Raw genomic sequence first — 23,893 nt, forward strand, 5'->3', positions numbered from 1 at the left:
CGGCCGGCGGGCCGCGATCCGCGAGGGCACGGCCGACCCGTTCGTCCCAAGTGGCCCATACCAATGACCCCCTACGATACGACGCATGATCGCCTACGCCCCGGCCGCCCTGTTCTTCCTGTTGTTCGGAGTCGGGGTGCTGCGCGACCGCCGCCGGTTCAGCAACGCCGTCCTCCTCGGCATCGCCGTCTCGCTCCTCTCGCTCGCCCTGCTCACCGAACTCCGCAGAGCACCCAGCCTGGTGGTGGAGGGCGTGGCGGCCGCGATCATCCTGCTGCCGGCCTTCGGCACCGTGGCCCTGGTCTGGTTCCTGATCGCCAACGGGATGACCATGATCCGCAAGGAGGGCCGGCGGCCCGCCAACCTGCTGTCCCTGCTCGCCGGGCTGGGCATCATCGCCGTCACCCTGCTGCTGCTCGCCGCCCTCGCCACCGGCTCCCGGCGGCTCGCCGTCCTGGCGGGCACCGCCGTCCTGGTGGTGCTCTACGTCTCGTTCCTGTTCGTCTGCTTCGTCGGCTACGCCTTCCTGTACAGCCGTCACCGACCGCGCCGGAACGTCGACTTCGTGGTCGTCCTCGGCTCCGGGCTGATCGACGGCGAGCGCGTCCCCCCGCTGCTGGCCAGCCGGCTGAACCGGGGCCGCGAGGCGTACGAGAAGCAGGCCGCGCGGGGCAACCCTCCTGTGCTGATCACCTCGGGCGGCCAGGGACCGGACGAGAAGCTGCCGGAGGCCCACGCGATGGCCGACTACCTGACCGAACGCGGCTTCCCGGCCGAGCACATCGAACGGGAGGACCGCTCGCGCACCACCGAGGAGAACCTGCTCCTCAGCAAGGCCGTCATGGAACGGGCCAAGCCCGACTACCGGTGCGTCGTGGTCACCAACAACTTCCACGCCTTCCGGGCGGCGCTGCTCGCCCGCAAGACCGGCGTCAACGGGCACGTCCTCGGTTCGCCCACCGCCCGGTACTACTGGCCGACCGCGACCATCCGCGAGTTCGCGGCGGTGTTCCTCGCCCACAAGCTCGTCAACTTCGGGATCTGCGGCCTCCTCGCGCTCTGCGGGGTGCTCGCGGCGCTCTGAGCCGGCCCGGGCTCCGGGTTCCTGGTTCCTGGTTCCTGGTTCCTGGTTCCGCCGGGGTCGCGTCGGGCTTCGCAGGGGTCGCGCAGGGCTCCGTGGGGGTCGCGCAGGGCTCCGTGGGGCTGCGCCGGCTCGTGCCCCGGCTGCTTCTGCGGCCGGGGCACGGTCGTCCCATCGGATGCCCGCCCGCTCCTCGGACCCGTCAGACCACCGGACGGGGGGCCAGGACGGCGCACGTGGTGGTGGCGTGCGCGTAGAGCTTGCCGTTCTCCGTGCCGATCACCCGGGCCTCGGCGGTCGCCATCGTCCGGCCCAGGTGCAGCACCTCGGCCTCGCAGCGCACCGGCGCCGAGTCCGCGAACAGCGGCCGCAGCATGTGCACGTTCAGCTGGGTGGTCGTGTAACCCAGCCCCGCGGGCAGCTTGCTCAGCACAGCGCAGCCGAGTGCCGAGTCGAGCAGGGTGGCCAGGTAGCCGCCGTGCACGGTGTTCATCGGGTTGTGCAGATGATCGCCGAAGTGGCCCTCGAACACGGCCGTTCCCGGCTTCACCTCGGTGAGGTGGAAGCCCATGGTGCTGCAGATCGAGGGCTCCGGGATCCGCCCGGCGATCCACTCCAGCAGGATCTCCTCTCCGGTCAGGTGGGAGTACTCGGCGATCGGCGGGCCGGCCGTCCAGGTGTGGGTCCGGGTGCGCAGCTCCTGGCCGTCCGGGCGCTGCTGCTCGTAGGAGTCGATCTCGGAAGTCGTCATGTGATCAACCTGCCCGGTTCGGTGATCCGTCTCAAGTGCCTTCCGGTGTAAGGCGGGTCAACCTCCGCCCGACCCGCGCCCGGCGCGATGGTCGAACCATGGCGGATCGCGCCATGCGCGGGCGGCGGCCCTCGGGTGACCACCACATGGCTCCGGGGTGCGCGGCGCGCCACGCTGCACGGGATCCGCCCCCGCTCCTCCCCCACCCAGGAGTCCCAATGCCCCTGCGCCCCTTCGCCGCCGCGCTGTTGGCCGTTGCCGCCCTCGCCGTCCCCGCCGCCGCGCCCGCCGGCGCCTCCACCACCGCGACCGCCGCGACCGTCCCCGCCACGACCACGACCGCCTCCGCCTCCGCCGTGAGCGGGACCTTCCAGCAGGTCACCGGGTTCGGTCCGAACCCGGGCAACCTCGCGATGTACACCTACACCCCCGCCGGGCTGCCCGCCGGCGCGCCCCTGGTGGTCGCCCTGCACGGCTGTATGCAGAGCGCCACCGACTACTACCGCGACTCCGGCTGGACCACGTTCGCCGACCGGTACGGCTTCGCCGTGGTGTTCCCGCAGACGGGCAGCGCCAACAACAGCCTGTCCTGCTTCAGCTGGTTCGACGCGGGCAAGGACGCCCGGGGCGCCGGCGAGGCCGAGTCGGTGGTCGAGATGGTCACCAAGGCCGAGGCCCTGTACGGCTCGGACGCCCGGCGGGTGTTCGTGACCGGGCTCTCCGCGGGCGGCGGGATGACCGCCGACCTGCTGGCCGACTACCCCGACGTGTTCGCCGGCGGGGCGGTCGACTCCGGTCTGCCCGCCCACTGCGCCACCACCCAGGGCGCTGCCTCGGGCTGCCAGAACAGCGACCAGGGGCTCACGCCGACGCAGTGGGGTGACAAGGTCCGGGCCGCGTACCCGGGTTACACCGGACCGTGGCCCCGGGTGGCGATCTGGCAGGGCAGCACCGACACCGTCGTCCGGCCGGTGAACGCGACCGAACTGCGCGACCAGTGGACCGACGTCCAGGGCGTCGACCCCCGGCCCACCGGCACCCGGAGCCTCCCGGGCGGCACCAGCCAGGAGCTCTACGCCGACGCGGCCGGACGCCCCGTCGTGGCACTGTTCACGGTCAGCGGGATGGGCCACGGACTGGCCGTCCACCCGGGCTCCGGCGACGACCGGTGCGGGGCGACCGGCGCCTACTTCCTCGACACCATCTGCTCCAGCTACTACACCGCCCAGTTCTGGGGCCTGGACGGCGGCACCGGACCGACCTCCCCCGGCCTGCCCGCCCCGACCGGGTTGACCGCGAACCCGGCCGGGGCGAACTCGATCACCCTCGGCTGGCAGGCCGTCAGCGGTGCGGCCTCGTACCGGGTCTACCGCGACGGCAGCCAGGTCGCCGGCACCGACGGACCGTCGTTCACCGACACCGGTCTCGCCGCCGGCACGACCTACGGCTACGCCGTGGCGGCGGTCGACGCGACCGGCACGGTGGGCGCCCGATCGACGGCGGTCACCGCGACCACCTCCGGGAGCGCTCCCCGGTGTTTCACCGCGAGCAACTACGACCAGGTGCTGGCCGGCCGCGCCACCCAGCGCAGCGGCCTGACCTACGCGCTCGGCTCGGGCGAGAGCATGGGCCTCTGGAACACCTTCGTCACCCACACCCTCAAGCAGACCGGCCCCAGCTACTTCGTCCTCGCCGACGGCCAGTGCTGAGCTGACGGCAAGCAACGCGGCACCCACGAACGCCGCGATGCTCTCCGACCCCGACCCCGACCCCGACCCCGACCCCGGCTCCGACCCCGGCTCCGACCCCGGCTCCGGCTCCGGCTCCGACCCCGACTCCGGCTCCGGCTCCGGGCTCATCCCACCCCCTCTCGCGTCCGCAGACCGGCGAACAGGTCGCTCTCGACCCTGCCCACCCCGAGGGCCCCGCCTGCCTCGTCCGCTCCGTCCGCCTCGTCGGCTGCGGGCACCAGGCTGCGGGCCAGATGGTAGTCCTCGGTCGGCCAGACCTCGCGCTCGATGTCCCGGGGGTGGGCCATGAACGCGACTCCCGGGGCGACCTGGGTGGCGTGCGCCAGCAGCGCCGCGTCCCGTACGGCGAACTGCTCGGCGCACGCGATCCTGGTGGTGGTCGCCAGGGCGGGCGGGGTGTCGGGCCACTCGGCGAGCAACTCGCCCATGGCCGACGGGACGCCGCGCTGCGTCATGCCGTCGTGCAGCGCCTGGAACCAGGCCCGGGACAGCGCCAGGTGGTAGTAGAGCTTGGAGGCCCGCCAGGGCTCGCCCGCCCCGGGGTAGCGCGCGGGATCGGCGGCGGCCTCGAACGCCGCCACGGTGACCCGGTGGGTCATCACGTGGTCCGGGTGCGGGTACCCGCCGGTCTCGTCGTAGGTGATCACCACGTGCGGACGGAACTCGCGGATCAGCGCGACCAGCGGCGCGGCGGCGACGTCGAGCGGTTGGGCGGCGAAGCAGCCCTCGGGCAGCGGCTCGTCCGGCCCCGGCATCCCGGAGTCGACGAAACCGAGGAACTGCTGGCGCACCCCGAGGATCTCCCGGGCGGCCGCCATCTCCTCACGCCGGATCCGGGCGAGGTCGGCCCGGATCTCGGGGCGGTCCATCGCCGGGTTGAGCACCGAGCCGCGCTCACCGCCGGTGCAGGTGGCGACCAGGACCTCCACCCCCTCGGCGGCGTAACGAGCGAGGGTGGCCGCGCCCTTGCTCGACTCGTCGTCGGGGTGCGCGTGCACGGTGAGCAGGCGCAGATCACCGGGGTGCTTGGTGAACACGGGGACCTCCATGGGATCGAGGGGTCGATCAGTCGACCGAAGGACTGTCGGTCCAGGGCGGCCACTCAAGGGCCGCGGACCGGGAGGACGTGACTGACGACTAATCAGGCATCGGTGTTCTTACGGGTGTTCGGGTAGAGCCAGGCCGGTGCGATCGCCAGCGCGGACAGGGCCAGCACCCACCAGAAGGTCTCCCCGAAGGCCGCGCCCGGCCGCTCCGGATGACCGTGCTGCGCCTGCTGGAGGACCAGCGTCAGCACGGCCGTGCCGAGCGCCCCGCCGACCCGGTTCAGCACGTTGACCGCGCCGGCCGCCGCCGGGACCTGGGCCTTCTCGACGCTCCCGTACACCGCCGCCAGGCCGGGGATCGCGATGATTCCCATGCCCGCGCCGCGCAGCGCCAGCGAGCCGGCGATCAGCCAGTGAGCGGGATCGGAGCCGCTTCCCAGCCGGGTGAAGGCGAGCGTGCCGACCAGCGAGCAGGCGATACCGATCATGATCAGCGGACGGGGCGCGAAGCGGTCGGTTATTCGGGCGGCCAGCATCGCGGTGACCGCCGTGCCGAGGGCCTGCGGTGCGAGCAGCAGTCCGGCCTCCACCGCCCCGGCGTGCTGCACCTGCTGGTAGTAGAGCGGCACCAGGAACATCGAGCTGTAGAGCGCGGCGCCCTGCAGGAAGCTGTTCGCCGTGGCCACGGAGAAGCCGCGCCGGGCGAACAGCCGCAGGTCGATCAGCGGCGTCCGGACACCGCCACGCCCCAGCCGCAGCGCGTACCCGCCGTAGACCGCCACCAGCACGGCCCCCGTGGCGAGGACGGCCCAGCCGACCGACCCGCCGTCACCGATCGTCGAGAACCCGTAGAGCAGTCCGGTCAGGCCGGGCGAGAGCAACAGCAGGCCGGTCACGTCCAGCCGGGGCTTCGGCGCCTCGGACGCCTCGTCGGCCGGCAGCCAGCGGGCGGCCAGCAGCAGCGTCAGCAACCCGACCGGGATGTTCAGCAGGAACATCCACCGCCAGTCGAGGTGCTCCAGCACCAGCCCGCCGAGGATCGGCCCCAGGACGGGCGCCAGGCTGATCGGGAGCATCAGGGTGCCCATCACGCGCCCGACCCTGGACGGCCCGGCCGCCTGTACGATGATCGCCTGGCCGAGCGGTTGGATCATCCCGCCGCCGATCCCCTGCAGCACCCGGAAGGCGATCAGACTGCCCGTCGACCAGGCCAGGCCGCACAGCGCCGATCCGAGGACGAACAGGACGACCGAGGCCAGCCACGCCCGCCGGGCCCCGAACCGGCCGGCGGCCCAGCCCGAGAGCGGCATGGTCAACGAGATCGCCAGCAGGTACCCGGTGGCCACCCACTGCACCGCCGCGATCGAGCTGTGCAGATCGCGGCCGACGGAGTCGATGCCGACGTTCACGATCGTGGCGTCCAGCAGCGCCAGGATCGGGCCCAGCGCGAGTACCGAGGCCATCTTCCACAGGCCCGGCGGAATCGCCTCCGGCTCCGGTGCGCGGACTCCCCCGCGGCCCTTCGCAGTGACGGATGTGGTCATGCGCCCTCCCCTTGGCAGCCCTTGAGCGAACCGCCCTCCGACCCTCCGGATGTCACTCCGGCGGGCGGTCGCCCCGGCGGTCACCCCGACCGCCCGAGAAGAACTTAGGACGGACACAGTGATTGGGTCAAGCCTAATTCCTGTACCCGACCCATTGACCTGCGCTAGGCTCCCCGCCATGACCGAGACAGGGACCACGCCGAACCTCCGCGAGCTCAACAAGCGCCGCACCCGCGAGGCGATCTCGCACGCCGCGACCAGGCTCTTCATCGAGCAGGGCTTCGACCGGACGACCATCGCCGAGGTCGCGGCCGCCGCGGGCGTCGCCAAGATGACCGTCACCAACCACTTCCCGCGCAAGGAGGACCTCTTCTTCGACCTGCACGAGGAGCTCGTCGGCCGGCTCGCCCGGGCCGTCGCCGAGCGCGCGCCCGGCGAGTCCGCGCTCGCCGCGCTGCGCCGCGACTGCCTGGCCGGGATCGACCGCCACGACGCCCGGCTCGGCTTCTCCGGCCCGGCGTTCGTCCGCACGGTCTTCGACAGCCCCGCCCTGGTCGCCCGGCTGCGCGAGGTGCACGAGCAGAGCGAGACGGCCCTCGCCGAGGCGCTCGCCGAGGCCGTGCACGAGAGACCCGTCGGCTTCGAGAGCCGGGTCGCCGCCGCGCTGCTCGCCGCCGTCGACCGGGCGGTGTTCACCGAGGTGCTCCGTCGCGTCCTGGCCGACGAGGCGCCCGCCGCGATCGCCGCCGCGGTGCGCCCCTCGGCCGTGCAGGCCTACGACCGCCTGGAGGGCGCGCTGGGCGGCTTCGCCGTACGGGAACCCGGCGGTCCGGCCGGAACGGAGAACCCTTGACGAAAGGTTGACCTGCTCACGGCAGAAGATTGACGATCACCGCCTCTATCGTCGGCCCATGCCCTCACAGCCCATCAGGCCCACCACGCTGCCGGTCCTGCCGTACCGCAAGCCCACCCGGGGCCGTGACTACTGGGTCCTGAACGACGTCCTGCCCGATCCGGACGCCGTCCGTGAGCGCTGCCTGGCCCGCGGCGAGTGGACCGAGGGATACCCGCACCGCCCCGAGACCTGGCCCGGCCTGCGCACCATGCCGGGCCTGGAGCCCGACGAACTGGCCCGGGTCGAGGCCCTGGTCCGCAAGGCCACCGGCGCCTCCCGGCTCTGGGTGCAGAGCACCCCGGGCGGCGGCACGCTCAACCACAACTGCGTCCAGCTGGTCGGCGCCGGGGAGTCGGAGTCCCGCCCGCACACCGACTCCCGCGCGCTCTGCCGCTACGCCGCCGTGCTCTACCTCAGCCCGGGCGCCCCCAAGGACGCCGGCACCAGCTTCTACCGCCAGCAGTTCCCCGGCGGCCGCCTCGGCGGCAACGTGGTCGACGCCCCGCACAACAACCTCGTCGAGGCTCTCGGCACCCGCCGCGTGCCCGCCGACCACTTCGTCGAAGACGTCCGCGTCCCCAACCGCTACAACCAACTGCTGCTCTACAACGCCAACCTGATCCACAGCGCCACCGGCTACTACGGCAACGAGCTGGCGGAGCGCCGGATGACGGCGGTGTTCTTCTGGATGGCCTGACGGTGTGACGGCCCGACGGCGCAACGGCCCTGCCGGGCTCGGCAGCTCGACGGCTCGCCGGCTCGACGGCCCTACGCCGCGGCGCACGCCGCCGGGCGGCTCAGGGAGCCCCGACGTGCGCGAGGCTCGCCCGCGTCAGCGCCGCCGCCCACCGGGCCAGGTCCTTCGCCCCGACGAGCGCCGCCAACCCCGCGGGGCTCGTCGGCAGCCCCAGCGTCCGGGCCTCCGTCAGCACCCGCTCGTCGAAGTACGGCCGCAGTGACGGCCAGACCGCCTGCGCCTCGCGCCGGAAGATCCCGGCCCCGACCGGCCCGATCCGGGGGAACTCCTGCAGCAGCTCCCCGATCCGCCCCGACTCGCCGCCGGCCTCCTCCCGCAGCCGCCGCAGGTCACCGCGCCAACGGTCGAGCAGCAGCTCGGCGCCCTCCCCGAGCGCGGTGGCGGTGCTCTCGTCGTACCGCACGTAGTGGGCCCGGCCGAGCGCGGCGATGAGCGTGCCACGTCGGGCACCGACCATCGCGCGCGGCGTCCGCAGCCCGACGGCCGACAGTTCGCGCGCCGCCGCCGTCGCGGTGTCGGCGCTGATCCGCACGGAGCACAGCACGGTCAGGACGAGCAGCCGGTAGAGCGGCGATGGCTTGTCGCGCAGCGTGATCCCGGCCTCCTCCGCGTAGGTGCGGCCGAACCGGTCCAGCAGCTCGGAAACGGTCGTCTCCACGGCCATCACCTCCTCCCTCCCACGCTTGCCCGGATTCGGACCCTTCGCACCAGGGGACGCTGGCCGCATGGACAAGCACGCAACCGACCGGCCCTCGACCGGCCTCGGCCCGACCGACCACGGCCGCCGGGACCACGCCCCGACGAACCACGACCACCATGACCGGCCCGCCGTGCCGCCGACCGAGACGATCCGCCCCGAGTGGGCCTCGATCGACGAACTGCCCACCGCCGAACTGCTCCGCCTGATGAACGCCGAGGACCGCACGGTCGCCGCCGTCGTCGGGGGGCAGCTGGAGCGGATCGCCACCGTGGTCGACGCGGTGGCCGCCCGGATGGCGCACGGCGGACGGCTGGTCTACGCCGGGGCGGGAACGGCCGGCCGGCTCGGAGTGCTGGACGCCGCCGAGTGTCCCCCGACCTTCGGCACCGACCCGGCACTCGTCGTCGGCCTGATCGCAGGCGGCCGTACGGCCGTGACCCAGGCCGCCGAGGGCGCCGAGGACCGCCCCGACCTCGCCGAGGCCGACGTGGCCGCGATCGCCCTCACCCCCGCCGACGCCCTGGTCGGGATCTCCGCCTCCGGGCACACACCGTACGCGGTGGCGGCCGTCCGGGCCGCACGGGCCGTCGGCGCCCTGACCGTCGGACTGGCCTGCAACCGCGGCTCGGCACTGGCTGCCGCCGCCGAGCTGGCCGTCGAGGTGGAAGTCGGCCCCGAGGTGCTGGCCGGCTCGACCCGGCTCAAGGCGGGCACCGCACAGAAACTGGTGCTCAACATGGTGTCGACGGCCGTGATGGTCCGCCTCGGCCGGACGTACGGAAATCTGATGGTCGACCTCCGGGCCACCAACACCAAGCTGCGCGAGCGCGCCCGCCGGATCGTCGCCGAGGCCACCGGAGCCGACGACCTGAGCATCAGGCACGCCCTCGGCGCGACCGACGGGCGGGCCAAGGACGCCATCCTGCTCCTGCTCGCCGACGTGGACGCCCCCACCGCCGCCCGGCTCCTCACCACCGCGAACGGCCACCTGCGCGAGGCCCTGAGGGCAGCCCGCGACAGCCGGCCCGTACCGACGCTGCTCCCTCCGGGTGGCCCGGCCTGAACGGAACGGCGGACCCGTACGGAACTGCGGACCCGCATACGGAACGGCGAACCCGTACGGCACTGCGGACCCGTCAGGCCTCCGCGGGCGGCTCCCCGATCACCGCGGGATCCTCGGCCAGAGCCTCCCGTACGCAGGCGAGCCAGTCCGTCCACGCCGCCGGATCCGTCGGCATGCCGTCCGACAGCCTGTACGTCGCTACCCCCGCTCCCGCCACCGCCACCGCCACCGCCACCGCCACGAACCCTGTTCCGCGAGCGGCGCGTGTGCCATGCTGCACCGGCCAGGTACCAGCAACTGATCGGACACTGATGATCCGTCGGATATCCGCACTCCTGGTCGTCGCCGCCGCCCTGCTGCCCATCACGACGGCGCACGACCTGCACGCCCCGACGTCCGCCGTCGCGCTCGACGACAGCGGCGACAGCGGCGCCTCGACCTCGGGGGGTCACACGCAGACCCGCGAACCGACCCACGGCTGAGCCGACCGGCCCCTCGGCGGGCCGGCGACGGCGGTGGCTGCGGCGGCGACGACTGCGCGAACCGACCGGGTCAGTCCCGGTCCAGCGCGGCCAGCGCGTCGCCGACCAGCCGGATGGCGAAGTCGTTGCCGTTGCCGGAGATCCGGTTGATGTACTCGGCGAGCAGGACCGCGGTGGCCTCCAGGGGGTTCATCTCGGCCTCCGTCCAGGGACCGTACTGGGCGCGCCACAGCGTCGGACTAAGGCCGCTCCCCGCCGCGATGAGCAGCGCGGCCATCGTGGGGACCACCTCCGCACAGAAGGTCCTCGGCATCATCCGCATCGTGGCCACCAGGCTGGGCACCACGTGGTCGACCGCGTCCTCGTCGTGCTCCTCGAACGCCGATCGCAGCCATTTCATGTACATGTAGATGAGCGTGCAGACGCCTTCCAGCAGTTCCTCGGCCTCCGTGGGGCCGAAGGACGCGACGATCTCGTCGACCATCCGCTGCCGTTCCGGGTCGGTCCCGCTCTTCCCGTCGTAGACGGCTCTGAGCCGGGAGTCGATCACCAGCAGTGCTGCACTCACATCGCCTACGGGAGCGTGTGCGGGGTCGCAGGGCGGCACGGGACTCCTTCTGAAGCATCCGGGTGGTGGTTCCGGCGCGTCCCAGCGTAGGCCGCCGGCCGGACCGCGTCCGGCGCATCACTCCGGACCACCCCTGCGGGTGACGCGCCCGGAACGCCGCCCCGGTGTCCGCAGCAGTGGCGCGCGGTGGCGGGCAGAATCCGACGGGTCGTCAGGAGGAGGTCCGATGAAGATCCCCGGTCCCGAACCCCGGCCGGACGGCGGGGTGGGCGCCATCGCGCGGGCGGGCGGGCTGCACGCCTACCAGCTCTGGCTGCACGCCGAGTTCGGACCGGTCGCGCGCTTCCAGCTGCCCGGTGCCGGGACGGCCGTGTCGATCGCCGACCCGGTGCTGCTGGAGGCCACGGCACACCTCGACGAGCGGCCGGAGCGGCTCTTCTCCTTCCTGGACCCGTTGTTCGAGGCGGGAAACCTCCAGGTGCTCCCGGCCGCGGAGCACACCCCGTGGCGCCGGCTGCTGCTCACGGTCCTGGCCGGACGGCCCTCGCACGAACGGCACTTCGCCCGTTTCGCGGCCCTGGCGACCGGACTCGCCGACCGCTGGGCCGCCCTGCCCTCCGGCGGGCCCGTCGAACTCCAACGGGAGCTTCGGCCGGCCGCCCCCGGCTGGCCTGGATCCCGTTCGGCCTGGGCCCGCGCGGCTGCGAGGGGGCCGGACTGGCCACCGTCGAGGCGCTGTTGCTGCTGGCCGTCCTGCTCAAGCGCTTCCGCTTCCGGCCCGTGCCCGGCCACCCGGTGGTCCCGATCGAGCGGTTCGTCCTCCGGGCCGCCGACGACATCCGCATGCTGGTGAGCCCGCGGGCGGCGTAGTCTCCGGCCCCTGTACCGCCGCGCCTGCCCCACTCCACGGCTGGCCCACTCCCCGGCCACCCCGCACCGCGACTACGGCGCACCGCGGCTACGGCGCGTCGTCGCGCAGGGTGAGCACGTAGGTGGCGGTGAGCGCCACGGCGCGGTCGTCGTCCCGGGCCAGCCCCGCGAGGGCGCGTGACGCCGTGCTGCCCGGGATGTCCGCGAGCGCCTGGGTCAGCCGTCGGCGGGCCGGCGTGCCGGTGGTGCCGAGGGCGAGGCGGTCGACGAGCCCGGTGGCGATCCGGTCCGCCGACACGGGGTCAGCCGCCAAGGTGCTCAGCGCGTCGGCCGCGTCGGCGTCGTTCCTCGCCCCGACGATCATGTCGATCAGCGTCGGGACCGCGTCGGCCACTCCGCGTTCGCCGAGCGCCAGGGCCGCGTACCCGCGGACCACGACGTCGGGGTGCGCGAGGGCGTCCCTCAGCACCGCGGTCGCCCCGTCGGTCGGGAGCTCGGCGACGGACCGGACGGCACGTTCGCGCACCGCCGCCTCGGGCGAGCCCAGCCCCTTCGCCAACGGCGCGACCGCATCCTCGCCCGACTGCGCCAGGGCCCAGCGGAGGGCTCCCGCGACGTTCGGGTCCGACTCGCCCAGCACCGCCTCGGCCAGGGCCTCCACCGGTACGGACGTCTCCTCGGCGGCGGAGACCGCGGACAGCGCGGCGCGCTGCCGCGCCCCCGCGTTGTTCGACTCCAGTGCCTGGAGGAGCGAGACGATCCTGAGGACGCCCTCCCAACCGCCCGGCTCCGCGGCACCGATCCGCCGCAGCCGGGTGAGCAGCTCCGTCTCCGCCGCGATGCGGTCCAGCGTCCGGTGGATCAGGTCATCGACGAGCTCGGCGGGCGCGAAGCCGGGATCGTCGAGGGCGCGTCCGACGTCGCTCAGCGACAGCCCCAGTGAGCGCAGGCTCTCGATGTGGAAGATCCGCCGGATGTTCTCCTCGGAGTACTCCCGGTAGCCGGAGTCGGTCCGACCCGACGGCCGGACCAGACCGAGCGATTCGTAGTGCCTGAGCATGCGGGCACTGACCCCGGACCGCTGCGCGACGTCACCGATCAACACTGCCTACCGGCCCTCCTTGTCAGCCCCGCCGAGCGCGACGACGCGCTTCGCCTCCTCGATCGCGAACTCGAATCCCGCGTCCGGGTCCCGCCACAACCCTTCCGTGGCGATCGCGTGCGCGCGCACGAGGGGGTCGGGATCCGTCCCGGCGGCGCCGAGGACCGGCAGCATCACTTCCCCGAGCGCGATCAGCGCCCGACTGAGGCTCAGCTGCGTCGCGCGGTCGCCGCGCCCGAGCTGCGTGGCCAACCCTACGGCCAGCCCGTGCTCCGCACCTTCGGGCACCAGCACGACCGCGGCCCGCCAGGCGCTGCGGGCCACCTCCTCGTCGGCGTCGGACAGCAGCGCAGGCGTGATCGCCGGCCACGCTTGCCGGTCCCCGATCTTGGAGAGCGTGTGCAGGGCCTGGCTCCGTGCCTGCGCACGCTCCGAGCGGACCTCGTCGAGCAGCGCCGGGACGGTCGTCCCCGCCGCGTGGCGGGTGAGTGCCCAGGTGAGCATCTCGCGCACGGAGAAGTCGGGTTCGACCGCGCACCGCTCGATCAGCCTGCCCACGGACCCCGGGTCGGGCGTCGTGCCGATCGCCAGCGCCGCCTGCAACCGGACCGACGGGGCGTCGTGCTCCAGCGCCCGGAGGGCCGGAGTCATGGCCATGGCGGTGCTCGTGGCCGTGGCCGTGCTCGTGGCCGTGTCCGTGGTCGTATTCTCCGTCGACATGGTCATCCGGACCACCTCCTCGGCCACAGTGAAGGCCTTGTCACCGTGTCAAGGTCAAGCGGAGCCGGACCGCAGTCGCGGACCAGCGGTCGCGGGGAAGCAGTCGCGGAGCAGCGGTCGCGGGGAAGCGGCCTTCCGCAACGAGCGCCGCCGCCGGGCTTCAGCCCAGCCGGAGGTCCCCCGTCGTCACGACTGCGCCGAGGCGCGGGAAGTCCAGTTCCACCGACGCCCGGTGCTCCTCCGCCGTGAGCGCGGCCATCGCGTCCTCGACGAACACCAGCTCGTAGCCGTGGTCGGCGGCCGCGCGGGCGCTCGACTCCACCCCGAGGTTGGTGGCGATCCCGGCGAACACCAGGGTCTCCACGCCCCGCTCCCGGAACAGCTCGTGCAGCCCGGTGCCCTGGAAGGCGCCGATGGTGCGCTTGACCACCACCTCGTCGGCCACCGCCTCGACCTCCGCGAGCAGTTCGCTCCCGGGCGGCTGCTCCGCGACGTTCGGCCGCTCGACCCGGACGGCGACGACCGGGGCACCGGCGGCGCGGAAGGACCGGGCGAGCTCCAACGAGGCCGCCACCACGTCCGAACCGGGGCGCGGTGCCAGCGGGTTGGCGACGATCCGGTCCATCAGGTCGATCAGGACCAGGGCCGTGCTGCGGGGATCAAGGGTGGTCATGACGCCAACCTAGCCCACTCCCCGGCGCACCCGAATCGGGCACCTCGGGTGCCTCGGGTGCCTCGGGCACCTCGGGTGCCTCGGGCGCCTCGGGCACCTCGGGTGCCTCGGGTGCCTCGGGCGCCTCGGGCGCCGACGGGGCCGACTCCCGGGCGATCTCGGCCCGGAACCCCTCGATCATCACGCGCAACCCGTACTCGAAGTCGGCGTCGTGGTCGGTCATCCGCAGCACGTCGACCGCCTCGCGCAGCAGCGGCAGCTCACGCAGCGCGTCGTCCGGGAACGGCGGCCGCTCGCGGTCCGCGGCGTCCTGCTGCCACGCCTGCTCCTCGGTGACCCAGCCCATGATGTACCGGTCGACGGTCAGCAGCAGCCGCAGCGCCGTGCGCGGGCGCAGCCCGGCCCGACAGAGGGCGCTCAACTGGGCCTCGACAGCGGGGAGTTCCTCCTCGGTGGGCAGGGTGCCGGCGTGCACCCGGGCGCCGTCGCGGTAGGCGAGCAGGGCGTTGCGCTTGGCGCGGGCGTCGGCGGCGATCCACTCCGGCCAGCGCTCCGGATCCGGTTCGCGGTCGGGCGGGAGCGCCTCGGCGAGCATCGCCTCGGCCATCAGGTCGAGCAGTTCCCGCTTGCTCTTGAAGTGCCAGTACAGCGCCGGTGACTGGACGCCGAGTTCGCGGGCGAGCCGGCGGGTGGTCAGCCCTTCGATGCCCTCCTCGTTGAGCAGGCGCAGCGCGGTGCGCACCACCTCGTCGCGTTGCAGCGCCATCCGTTCGCCTCCCGGGTTAATCGCTTGCCAGGTCCACCTTATCGCCGATAAGTTCCCGAGCTGGAACTTATCAGCGATAAGGACGGCTGTCGCGGCGACAGCCACGAAGGGACCGACCCCCGTATGACCTCCGCCCCCGACGCGCCCGACGCCCCCGATGCGCGCGACGCCCCCGACGCGCCCGACGCCCCCGATGCGCGCGACGCCCCCGACACGCCCGACGCCCCCGATGCGCGCGACGCCCCCGACACGCCCGGCACACCCGACGCCCACGGCTCGCCCGACCCGCCCGACCGCCTCCGGTTCCGGCTGCTCCCGAACACCGCCCCCTGGCGGTCCTCCCGGGACTTCCGCCTGGTCTGGACCTCCGGCACGATCACCCTGTTCGGCTCGATCTTCACCATGACGGCGATCCCCCTGCAGATCGCCGACCTCACCGGCTCACCGTGGGCCGTGGGTGCGGTCGGCGTGGTGGAACTCGTGCCCACCGTCCTGTTCGGCCTCTACGGCGGCGTCCTCGCCGACCGGGCGGACCGCCGCACGGTCGCCCTGGTCTCCGAGGTGGCACTGGCCGTGCTCAGCGCCCTGCTGCTGGCCAACGCCCTGCTCGGCACCCCCGCCGTCTGGCCGCTCTACGTCGCCGCCGGGCTGGCGGCGGCAATGCAGGGCATCCAGCAGCCCTCGGTCGAGGCGATGATCCCGCGGCTGGTGCCGCACGATCAGCTGGTGGCGGCGGGGGCACTGCTCTCTCTGCGCTGGAGCGTCGGCGGGGTGGTGGGCCCCGCCGCCGCCGGTCTGCTGATCGCGACGGCCGGGGTCCCGGCCGCCTTCCTGGTCGACCTCGGCACCTTCCTGCTCTCGATCGCCCTGCTCACCCGGACCCGTCGCGTCCCCTCGGAGCGGGACGCCGAGAAGCCCCGGCTGGGCGAGTTCGTCGAGGGCGCCCGGTACGCCGCCCGGCGGCCCGACCTGATCGGCACCTACCTGGCCGACCTCGCGGCCACCGTCTTCGCGCTGCCCACCGCGCTGTTCCCGTTCCTGGCCGAGGACCTGGACGCCACCTGGGCGCTCGGCCTGCTCTACTCGGCCAGTGCGGTGGGCGGCCTGATCGCCGCGGCGACCGGCGGCTGGACGGAGCGGGTGCACCGGCACGGCCGACTGGTCGTGCTCTCCGCCGCCCTGGTCGGCGCGGCGACGGCTGCCGCCTCCTTCGCCCCGGGCCTGTGGGGCGTCCTGCTCTGCCTGGTCGTCGCGGGCAGCGCGCACTGGATCGGCGACACCTTCCGCAGCGCGATCTGGAACCAGTCCGTCCCGGACGAACTCCGGGGCCGTGCCGCCGGGTTGGAGATGCTGATCGGTTCCGCCGGGCCGGCCCTGGGGGACCTCCGGGCCGGCGGCCTCGCCGCCCGGCAGGGCATCCGGACCGCGCTGCGGACCGGCGGCCTGCTCTGCTTCGGCAGTGCCGCGCTCCTGCCCGCCGCGCTCCCCGCGCTCTGGCGTTACGACCAGCGCGCACACCCCGCGCCACCGTCGTCCGAACCGGCCATGCAGCCGACCGCCGAACAGGCCGCCTCACCAGCCGCCGAACCGGCCGCGGAGACCAGCGCATGAAGCGGACCCCTCGCCCTCCGACCGCCGGGGACCCACCTCCCGACACCGACGCCCCGGGCCCGCGGGGCCCAGCGGCACGCTCACGCCGTGAGTGGCCGGGTCGACGCCGCGATCGGCGCCGGGAGTTCGGTCCGCCCGCGCAGGTAGCGGTCCACCGCCGCAGCGGCCGCCCGCCCCTCGGCGATGGCCCAGACGATCAGCGACTGTCCGCGCCCGGCGTCCCCGGCGACGAACACGCCCTCCGCTGTGGTGCCGAAGCCGTCATCCCTGGTCAGGGTGCCCTCCGGCCCGGTGGCGAGGCCGAGTTGGGCGAACAGCCGCTGGTCCGGCTCGGGCCCGGTGAAGCCGAGGGCGAGCAGGGCCAGCTGCACCGGCAGGATCCGCTCGGTGCCGGCCCGTGGGCTGCGGTCGGCGGGCTCGGCCTCGGCCAGGTGGACGGCGGCCAGTCGGCCGTCCGGGCCCGCTTCGAAGCGTACGGTGACCGCCGCGAAGACCCGGGGTCCGGCCGCGGCGGCGCCGGACTCCTCGTGCGAGGTGGTCTCCCGGTACACCTTGGGATGGACCGGCCAGGGCTGCCCGGGCGCCCGGCGCTCCGGCGGGCGCGGGTTGATGTCCAACTGGGTGACCGAGGCGGCGCCCTGGCGCAGCGCCGTGCCCAGGCAGTCGGCCGCGGTGTCCCCGCCGCCGACGATCACCACGTGGCGGCCCTCGGCGGAGAGCGGCGAGGCCGCGCAGTCGCCCTCGTCCACCCGGTTCGCCCAGGTCAGGTAGTCCATGGCCTGGTGCACCCCGGACAGTTCGCGCCCCGGCACCGGAAGCTCCCGGCGGGCCGTCGCACCCACCGCGACGACCAGCGCGTCGTACTCGGCCCGCAGTTCCTCGCCCGGCACGTCCCGGCCGACCCACACCCCGGTGCGGAACGTGGTGCCCTCGGCCCGCAGCTGGTCGAGCCGCCGCTCCAGCCGGTGCTTCTCCAGCCGGAACGGCGGGATGCCGTACCGCAGCAGCCCGCCCGGCCGGTCGGCCCGCTCGTACACCGTGGTGGCGTGCCCGGCACGGGTCAGCTGCTGGGCGGCGGCCAGCCCGGCCGGGCCCGATCCGATCACCGCGACCCGCCGCCCGCCGCCCCGTCCGCCGACCCGCTCGGGCGGGTGCGGCCCGTCCCAGCCCTCGTCCAGGGCCCGGTCGGCGATCGCCAGCTCGACGTTCTTGATGGTCACCGCGGCCCCGTCGATCGCCAGTACGCAGGCGCTCTCGCAGGGGGCCGGGCAGAGCCGCCCGGTGAACTCCGGGAAGTTGTTGGTCGCCAGCAGCCGGGCCGCGGCCGCCCGCCAGTCCTCCGCCGCCACCAGCTGGTTCCACTCCGGCACCAGGTTCCCCAGCGGGCAGGCGTTGTGGCAGAACGGCAGCCCGCAGTCCATGCAACGCTCCGCCTGCCCGCCGACCACCGGCAGCAGCGCACCCGGCCGGTACACCTCCCGCCAGTCCCCCAGCCGCTCCCGCGCGTCCCGCCGCGCCCGCTCCGCGCGCGGGGTGGTGAAGAAGGCCATCCGGTCTGCCATCGCGGCCTCCGGCAGGGCGTGCCGACACTGACCAGGCGGCCCACCCGGCGGCACGCCACCGTGTGGCCACCGTACGCCCACGAATGAGCACGCGGAAGAGGCGGCCGGTCGCACCCGCCCGACATCCCCTCCGACCCGCGCGAATCCGCCGTGAGCACGCCAGGGACAATCTCCGTCATGACCCACACCGTGCTGATCGCCGAGGACGACCGGGCCATCCGCGACTCGCTCGTCCGCGCGCTGATGCTGGAGGGCTACCGGGTGCGGATCGCCGCGAACGGCACCCAGACCCTGGCCGTCCTCGCCGAACAGCGCCCGGACGTCCTGGTGCTCGACGTGATGATGCCCGAGCCGAACGGCCTGGAGGTCTGCCGCCGGCTGCGCGCCGCCGGCGACCGCACCCCGGTGCTGATGCTCACCGCCCGGGTGGAGGTCCCGGACCGCATCGCCGGGCTGGACGCCGGGGCCGACGACTACCTGGTCAAGCCCTTCGACGTGAACGAGCTGTTCGCCCGCCTGCGGGCCCTGCTGCGCCGTGACCGGAACGCCCCGACCGCCGAGGTCCTGAGCGTCGCCGACCTGCGGGTCGAGCCGCCCGCCCGGCGGGCCTGGCGGGCGGGCGAGGAGCTGGAGCTGTCCCGCACCGAGTTCGACCTGCTGGAACTACTGGCCCGGCACTCCGGCGCCGTCCTCGACCAGGCCACCCTGTACGAGCGGATCTGGGGCTACGACTTCGGCCCCGGTTCGAAGAACCTCGCCGTCTTCATCGGCTACCTGCGCCGCAAGCTCGACCGCCCCGGCCTGACCCCGCTCATCCACACCGTCCGCGGCGTCGGCTACACGCTGCGCGAGCCGTGACCGGCCCGGGGCCGCGCCGCCCGCGCCTGCCGCGCCTGGGCCTGCGCACCACCCTCTCGCTCGCCTTCGCCGCGATCGCCGCCCTGGTGGCGGTCCTGATCGGCGCGCTCGGCTACCACGCCGCCGCCCGGCTGATCACGGACGACGAGACGGCCGACTTCGGCGCGGCCGTCGACTCCGTCGCCCGGCAGGCCTCGCAGGAGACCCTCTTCCCGGGCGACTTCGCGGGCCCCAGCGGCCTGAGCGACGACCTGCTGCGCCCGATCCGGGTGACCTCGCAGGCGCTCGCCCCCGACGCCCGGCTGCTCCCCGGCACCGCCCGGCTCGACCTGCCGTCGACGCCGACGGACCTCGAACTCGCCCGGGCCGACGAGCCCGGCCGCACCGTGACCGGGCTGCGCCGGCTGCACGGGGACACCCTCCGGGTGGGCGTGGTGTCGCTCGGCGGCCACCGCGGCGCCGTCCAGATCATCCAGCAGGTCGGCCCCACCGAGCAGTTGCTGGCCGCCCTGCGGGTCCGCACCTCCGCCCTGGTGGCGGTCGTCGCGCTGATCGCGGGCGGAGCCGGCTGGCTGCTCGCCGGACGGATCACCAGCCGGCTGGTGCGGCTCACCGAGGCGGCCGAGCTGGTCGCCGCGAGCGGGCGGTTGGACGTCCCGGTGCCGGCCGCCGGATCGGACGAGGTGGGCCGGCTCGGCCGGGCCTTCGACCGGATGCTGGTCCGGCTCGCCACCGCCAAGGAGAACCAGCGCCGCCTCGTCCAGGACGCCGGGCACGAGCTGCGCACCCCGCTGACCAGCCTGCGCACCAACCTCGCCGTGCTGCCCGCCCTGGACCGGCTGCCGCCCGCCGAGCAGGCTGCTCTGATGGCCGATCTGGCCGATGAGGCACGGGAGTTGACCCAGCTGGTCGAGGAGCTGGTGGCGCTCGCCGCGGAGCGCAGGTCGGACGGGCCGCCGACCGAGGTGGTGCTGGCCGAGGTGGTCCGCGGGGCCGCCGCCCAGGCCCGCCGGCGCAGCGACCGGGAGATCCTGGTGGACGCGGACGACACCGTGGTCACCGCCCACCCGGACGCGCTGGCCCGCGCGGTGGGCAATCTGCTGGACAACGCGGCCAAGTTCGACCCGGCCGGCGCCGGCCCGATCGAGGTGGTGGTGCGCGGCCCGCGGGTGGAGGTGCGCGACCGCGGCCCGGGCATCGACGAGGCCGACCTCGACCGGGTCTTCGACCGCTTCTACCGGGCCACCGCCGCCCGCAGCCTGCCCGGTTCGGGGCTGGGCCTGGCGATCGTGCACGAGGTGGCCCGCTCGCACGGCGGCACCGCCTTCGCCGCCAACCGCGAGGGCGGCGGCGCGGTGATCGGCTTCACGCTCGGCGGCTGACGGGCCCGGAGGCCGGGCCCCGATCGACGCCGAGGCCGGGCCCGGTGCGCCGCCGAGCCCGGCCCCCGAACCCGGGAACCGGCCGGACGTCAGACCCAGACGGACGTCAGCAGTCCCCGCCCGAGCCAGTCGGCCTCGTCCTTCACCCCGGGCAGGACGAAGAAGTACCCCCCGCCGGTCGGCGAGATGTAGTCCACCAGCGGCTCCCCGATGAGCCGGGTCTGGGTGGCCTCGAACTGCCGCACCACGTCCTGCTGGTAGCAGCAGAACACCAGGCCCATGTCCAGGTTGCCCGCCTTGTCGATGCCCCGGTCGTAGTTGAAGCCGCGGCGCAGGATGCGCGAGTCGTCGGTGTCGGCGGTGCGCGGATTGGCGAGGCGGATGTGCGCGTCGAGCGGGATCGCCTTGCCGTCCGGGTCCTTGGCGTAGTCCGGTGCGTCGGTCTCCCGGTGGCCGTCGAGCGGAGCGCCGGTGTCGCGGCGGCGACCGAACATCTTCTCCTGCTCGGTGAGGGTGACGCGGTCCCAGAACTCGATCAGCATCCGGATGATCCGGATCACCTGGTAGCTGCCGCCGGCGGCCCAGGCGGGTTCGCCCGTCGCGCCGTTCACCCAGATCAGCCGGTCCGTCTCCCGGGCCGAGCCGGTGTCGGGGTTGACGATGCCGTCCTTGAAGCCGAGCAGGTTGCGCTGGGCGCCGTCCGGCCGGGACTGGTTCTGGAAGCCGTCGATCCGCCAGAGGATCTGCAGCGCGCCCCGGGTGTGCCGGGTGATGTCGCGCAGCGCGTGCAGCACGGTGTCCTGGCGGTCGGCGCAGATCTGCAGCGAGAGGTCGCCGTGCAGTTCGGCGGCCTGCAGGTTGTCGTTGGGGAAGGTCTTCATCGGCGTCAGCTTGAGCGGCTTGGCCTTGGCGAGCCCGTAGCGGTCGTCGAAGAGGGAGGCCCCGACGCCGACCGTGACGGTCAGGTTGTCGGTGGGGAGGGTCGGGCCGAGGATGCCGCTGTCCGAGGGCGGCGCGCCGACGCCGAGGTCGGGCGGGGTGCCCCCGGCGGTGAGGAAGCGGATCCGCTCGGTCAGGGTCCGGAGGAGGTCTTCGAGGCCCTTGCGGTCCTGGGCGATCACCTGGCACGAGACGAAGGCCGCGTGCGCGGGGGCCGTGGTGGTGATCCCGGCCTGGTGGGCGCCGTGGAACGGGACGGCCCCGCTCGCCGACTGCCGGGTGTCCCCGGCGGAGGCCGGGCCGGCCCCGAGCGTGAGGGCGCCGCCGGCGAGCGCGGCCGCTCCGGCCCCCGCGCCCAGCGCGGCCCGGACGACGCTGCGCCGGGCCGGACGGGCCGGGCAACCGCTCTCCGACACGGCCCCGGCGGAGGCCTGGGCCCCGACCTGGGCACCGGTCCGGGCCCTGGCCTGGGCACCGGCCCCAGCAGTGGCCTGAGCGGCGCCCTCGGCGGCGTCCCGGACGGTGCTGTGCGGGTACGGGCAGGAGCCGGCGGCTGCGGTGTCGTCGGTCATCAGGCGGCCTTCCGGATTTCGAGCAGGGCGGGGATCGGAGCGAGGTCTTCGAGCAGCTGGCCGGTGGCGCCGTCGAGTTGACGGCGGGTGTCGGCGGGCAGCCGGTCGACCGGGGTCCAGCCCTCGGGCGTGCGGGCGGCGACGACGAGGTCGCCGACCCGCTTCATCCCGGCGTTCACCCGGACCAGCAGCTGCGGGTCCCGCTCGTCGAGCAGCGGCTGCAGCAGGGTCAGCAGCTCCTGGGTGCCCGCCAGGTCGGCCTGGGCGGTGGCCAGGTTGGTGCCGCTGCCCATGTCGGTGTCGCCGGTCAGCTCGAACTGGAGGGTGTTCTCCAGGATCTCGTGGGCGCGCAGCGGCAGGTCGGCCGGGTCGAAGTCCTGCGCCGGGAAGTCGTGCACCAGCTTGGCGACGTTCTGCGCCAGCTCGTCGGCGACGGGCGTCAGCTCGGCGGCGGACTGGCCGTGCCAGAGGCCGTACTCCAGGCGCAGGAAGCCGGTGAAGCCCGGGTCCCGGTACTTGTCGGGGAGGCCGTCGGGGCGCCCGTCGATCTTGCCGTCGAGGTCGGCGAAGGTGCCGTAGGCCGCGCCGAGCGAGGCGTACTGCAGGTGCGCGGTGAGCCAGTCGGCCCTGGCGGCGGCGAGGTCGCCGGAGTGCACGTCGCTCTGGAGCTTCTGGGTCTGCGTCATGAGGGTCGCGAGGCCCTGGTCGACGTAGCCCCGGTAGCTGTCGAGCGGGCCCTGGAGGTCGTCCTCGGCGACCGGCTTGACGGCCTTGACCTCGCTGCCGCCGCTGATGTGCACGGCGGCGGAGGTGACGGCGTTCCCGCCGGTGGGCACGCAGCGCCAGGCGTAGTCGCCCGCGCCGATGGTGGCGGTCAGGGCCCTGGTGGTGCCGGGGGCCAGGCCCTCGACCTCGCCGTAGACGGCACCGGTGCCCGGGTTCACCAGGTACACCTCGGAGACCTTGTCGCCGGCGTTGTGCATCTGGAACACCTGCTGGCCGGGGCGGGGTGTGCCGAAGCCCTTGCCGCAGTCCCGCTCGGAGACGGTGACGGTGGCGGAGCCGGCCGGCTTGCCGTCGCTGACCGCGATCACGGCTCCGGCCACCACGACCGGCACGGCGACCAGCGCGGACGGCAGCACCCAGCGCGGACGGCCGGCACGGGCCGGCTCCGCCTTCCCCTCGACGGGCGCGGCCGCCGCGGAACCGGCAGCGGAACCCGCGGCCGGCGTCGCTGCCGGTGCCGCGGCCGGCGTGGCCGCACCGCCCCGGACGCCCTCGATGAACATCGTCATCACGATGCCCAGGTACGCGACGTAGCCGACGACCTGCAGGACCGTCATGGTGGCGGTCAGGTTGAGCGTGCCCTGGACGAGCGTGGCGTACCAGGACGCGGCGTCCAGGTGCCCGCTCAGGTCGAAGGCGTACGTGCCGCGCCCGCCGACCAGGCCGGACTCCTGGAGGTCGCGCAGGCCGTAGCCGAGCACGCCCGCCGCGACGACGATCAGACCGGCTCCGGTGACGGTGAAGAACCGGGTGAGGTTCATCGTCAGCGCCCGCCGGTACAGGCCCCAGCACAGCCCGGTGGAGAGCAGCAGGCCGACGGCCGCGCCGATCAGCGGGCCGGTGGACTCCCCGGCGGTGCGCACGTTGGTCCACAGGAAGAGCGAGGTCTCCAGGCCCTCGCGGGCGACCGCGAGGAAGCTGGTGAGGACCAGCGCGCCGGCGCCCATCGCCAGCGAGGCCCTGACCTTCTCCTTCAGCTCGGCGGAGAGGGTGCGGGCCGAGCGGCGCATCCAGAACACCATGGCGGTGACGAAGCCGACCGCGACGAGGCTGAGCACCCCGCCGAACGCCTCCTGGGCGCGGCCGGAGAGGTTGGCGGCGGTGAAGGTGAGCACGGCGCCGAAGCTCAGACTGAGCGCCAGGGCCGCCGCGACGCCCGTCCACACCTGGGGCAGACGACCCTTCTGGCCGGCCCGGACCAGCGTGGCGACCAGGATCGACACGATCAGTCCGGCTTCCAGCCCCTCGCGCAGCCCGATCAGGAAGCTGGGAAACGCCTCATCCCACATGCAGCGGGCTCCTCCCCCGGGCCGTGCCGGGCCGTCACCTGTCCTCGCCCCGCCGCGGTGGCGGTGGGGCGGCACGGCCGAACGCCCCGGACACGGCGGTCCGGGGCGTTGCGGCTTAGCTTAGG

Annotated in this window: 22 protein-coding genes; 10 read left to right on the top strand and 12 right to left on the bottom strand. The window is 74.2% G+C overall.

From position 1 onward, the window contains the following. Positions 1-85 precede the first annotated feature (85 nt). Positions 86-1,084 (top strand): YdcF family protein, encoded by a 999-nt coding sequence (locus ACIGG8_RS09315; protein ID WP_350520294.1) that lies wholly within the window; start codon positions 86-88, stop codon positions 1,082-1,084. Between the two features lie 199 nt (positions 1,085-1,283). Here the strand turns inward: ACIGG8_RS09315 and ACIGG8_RS09320 are convergent, their stop codons facing one another. Continuing rightward, a complete protein-coding gene (locus tag ACIGG8_RS09320; RefSeq protein WP_396546633.1) occupies positions 1,284-1,832 on the bottom strand; it encodes a PaaI family thioesterase in 549 nt (182 codons plus the stop codon). Between the two features lie 218 nt (positions 1,833-2,050). On the opposite strand from ACIGG8_RS09320, the gene ACIGG8_RS09325 reads away from it, so the two are divergent. Continuing rightward, entirely contained in the window at positions 2,051-3,541 is a 1,491-nt protein-coding gene (locus tag ACIGG8_RS09325; protein WP_396546635.1) for a PHB depolymerase family esterase, read from the top strand. Positions 3,542-3,687: 146 nt separating this feature from the next. On the opposite strand, the gene mca is transcribed toward ACIGG8_RS09325, so the two are convergent. Together mca and ACIGG8_RS09335 are read right to left on the bottom strand one after the other, a co-directional pair. Further along, on the bottom strand, positions 3,688-4,620 hold the full coding sequence (gene mca, locus ACIGG8_RS09330; RefSeq protein WP_396546637.1) for a mycothiol conjugate amidase Mca: 933 nt from the start codon (positions 4,618-4,620) through the stop codon (positions 3,688-3,690). A gap of 104 nt (positions 4,621-4,724) precedes the next feature. Further along, positions 4,725-6,173 carry an MDR family MFS transporter gene (locus tag ACIGG8_RS09335; protein WP_396546639.1) on the bottom strand — a complete coding sequence of 483 codons (1,449 nt, stop codon included), beginning with the start codon at positions 6,171-6,173 and terminating at the stop codon, positions 4,725-4,727. A gap of 178 nt (positions 6,174-6,351) precedes the next feature. Between ACIGG8_RS09335 and ACIGG8_RS09340 the strand changes: the two genes are divergently transcribed. Both ACIGG8_RS09340 and ACIGG8_RS09345 read left to right on the top strand, forming a co-directional pair. Then, positions 6,352-7,026, top strand: a complete 675-nt coding sequence (locus ACIGG8_RS09340) for a TetR/AcrR family transcriptional regulator (protein WP_396546641.1) — start codon at positions 6,352-6,354, stop codon at positions 7,024-7,026. 58 nt (positions 7,027-7,084) lie between these two features. After that, positions 7,085-7,765 carry a DUF6445 family protein gene (locus tag ACIGG8_RS09345; protein ID WP_396546643.1) on the top strand — a complete coding sequence of 227 codons (681 nt, stop codon included), beginning with the start codon at positions 7,085-7,087 and terminating at the stop codon, positions 7,763-7,765. A gap of 100 nt (positions 7,766-7,865) precedes the next feature. Here the strand turns inward: ACIGG8_RS09345 and ACIGG8_RS09350 are convergent, their stop codons facing one another. Next, a complete protein-coding gene (locus tag ACIGG8_RS09350; RefSeq protein WP_396546645.1) occupies positions 7,866-8,489 on the bottom strand; it encodes an endonuclease in 624 nt (207 codons plus the stop codon). A gap of 61 nt (positions 8,490-8,550) precedes the next feature. Here ACIGG8_RS09350 and murQ point away from each other — a divergent pair, with 61 nt between their 5' ends. After that, positions 8,551-9,588 carry an N-acetylmuramic acid 6-phosphate etherase gene (gene murQ, locus ACIGG8_RS09355; protein ID WP_396546646.1) on the top strand — a complete coding sequence of 346 codons (1,038 nt, stop codon included), beginning with the start codon at positions 8,551-8,553 and terminating at the stop codon, positions 9,586-9,588. A 311-nt stretch (positions 9,589-9,899) separates the two neighbouring features. After that, a complete protein-coding gene (locus ACIGG8_RS09360) occupies positions 9,900-10,070 on the top strand; it encodes a hypothetical protein (RefSeq protein WP_396546648.1) in 171 nt (56 codons plus the stop codon). Positions 10,071-10,140: 70 nt separating this feature from the next. Here ACIGG8_RS09360 and ACIGG8_RS09365 read toward each other — a convergent pair whose 3' ends face one another. Beyond that, complete coding sequence (locus tag ACIGG8_RS09365) at positions 10,141-10,638, bottom strand: hypothetical protein (RefSeq protein WP_396546650.1); 498 nt, start codon at positions 10,636-10,638, stop codon at positions 10,141-10,143. A gap of 504 nt (positions 10,639-11,142) precedes the next feature. Here ACIGG8_RS09365 and ACIGG8_RS09370 point away from each other — a divergent pair. Beyond that, the gene (locus ACIGG8_RS09370) at positions 11,143-11,508 is read left to right on the top strand and encodes a cytochrome P450 (protein ID WP_396546652.1); all 366 of its coding nucleotides are present in this window, start codon (positions 11,143-11,145) and stop codon (positions 11,506-11,508) included. An 88-nt stretch (positions 11,509-11,596) separates the two neighbouring features. On the opposite strand, the gene ACIGG8_RS09375 is transcribed toward ACIGG8_RS09370, so the two are convergent. The 4 genes from ACIGG8_RS09375 to ACIGG8_RS09390 form a co-directional block, all read right to left on the bottom strand. Continuing rightward, a complete protein-coding gene (locus ACIGG8_RS09375) occupies positions 11,597-12,613 on the bottom strand; it encodes a MerR family transcriptional regulator (RefSeq protein WP_396546653.1) in 1,017 nt (338 codons plus the stop codon). Between the two features lie 3 nt (positions 12,614-12,616). Next, on the bottom strand, positions 12,617-13,267 hold the full coding sequence (locus ACIGG8_RS09380) for a HEAT repeat domain-containing protein (RefSeq protein ID WP_396546764.1): 651 nt from the start codon (positions 13,265-13,267) through the stop codon (positions 12,617-12,619). A 223-nt stretch (positions 13,268-13,490) separates the two neighbouring features. Further along, a complete protein-coding gene (locus tag ACIGG8_RS09385; protein ID WP_350520306.1) occupies positions 13,491-14,003 on the bottom strand; it encodes an isochorismatase family protein in 513 nt (170 codons plus the stop codon). After that, positions 13,990-14,769, bottom strand: a complete 780-nt coding sequence (locus tag ACIGG8_RS09390) for a TetR/AcrR family transcriptional regulator C-terminal domain-containing protein (RefSeq protein WP_396546655.1) — start codon at positions 14,767-14,769, stop codon at positions 13,990-13,992. Before ACIGG8_RS09390 ends, ACIGG8_RS09385 begins: the two co-directional genes overlap by 14 nt. Positions 14,770-14,892: 123 nt before the next feature. Between ACIGG8_RS09390 and ACIGG8_RS09395 the strand changes: the two genes are divergently transcribed. Then, on the top strand, positions 14,893-16,380 hold the full coding sequence (locus ACIGG8_RS09395; protein ID WP_396546657.1) for an MFS transporter: 1,488 nt from the start codon (positions 14,893-14,895) through the stop codon (positions 16,378-16,380). An 80-nt stretch (positions 16,381-16,460) separates the two neighbouring features. Here ACIGG8_RS09395 and ACIGG8_RS09400 read toward each other — a convergent pair whose 3' ends face one another. Beyond that, positions 16,461-17,942: a glutamate synthase subunit beta gene (locus tag ACIGG8_RS09400; protein ID WP_396546659.1), complete on the bottom strand. Its 1,482-nt coding sequence runs from the start codon at positions 17,940-17,942 to the stop codon at positions 16,461-16,463. Between the two features lie 177 nt (positions 17,943-18,119). Between ACIGG8_RS09400 and ACIGG8_RS09405 the strand changes: the two genes are divergently transcribed. Beyond that, the gene (locus ACIGG8_RS09405; RefSeq protein ID WP_396546660.1) at positions 18,120-18,800 is read left to right on the top strand and encodes a response regulator transcription factor; all 681 of its coding nucleotides are present in this window, start codon (positions 18,120-18,122) and stop codon (positions 18,798-18,800) included. After that, entirely contained in the window at positions 18,797-20,182 is a 1,386-nt protein-coding gene (locus ACIGG8_RS09410; protein ID WP_396546662.1) for a sensor histidine kinase, read from the top strand. Before ACIGG8_RS09405 ends, ACIGG8_RS09410 begins: the two co-directional genes overlap by 4 nt. 89 nt (positions 20,183-20,271) lie before the next feature. Here the strand turns inward: ACIGG8_RS09410 and efeB are convergent, their stop codons facing one another. Together efeB and efeU are read right to left on the bottom strand one after the other, a co-directional pair. Beyond that, positions 20,272-21,693 (bottom strand): iron uptake transporter deferrochelatase/peroxidase subunit, encoded by a 1,422-nt coding sequence (gene efeB, locus ACIGG8_RS09415; RefSeq protein ID WP_396546663.1) that lies wholly within the window; start codon positions 21,691-21,693, stop codon positions 20,272-20,274. Then, entirely contained in the window at positions 21,693-23,768 is a 2,076-nt protein-coding gene (gene efeU / locus ACIGG8_RS09420) for an iron uptake transporter permease EfeU (protein WP_396546664.1), read from the bottom strand. The genes efeB and efeU overlap by 1 nt, the downstream gene beginning before the upstream one ends. Between the last annotated feature and the right edge of the window lie 125 nt (positions 23,769-23,893).

It is taken from the genome of Kitasatospora sp. NPDC085464, from assembly GCF_044541955.1.
Taxonomy (GTDB): domain Bacteria; phylum Actinomycetota; class Actinomycetes; order Streptomycetales; family Streptomycetaceae; genus Kitasatospora.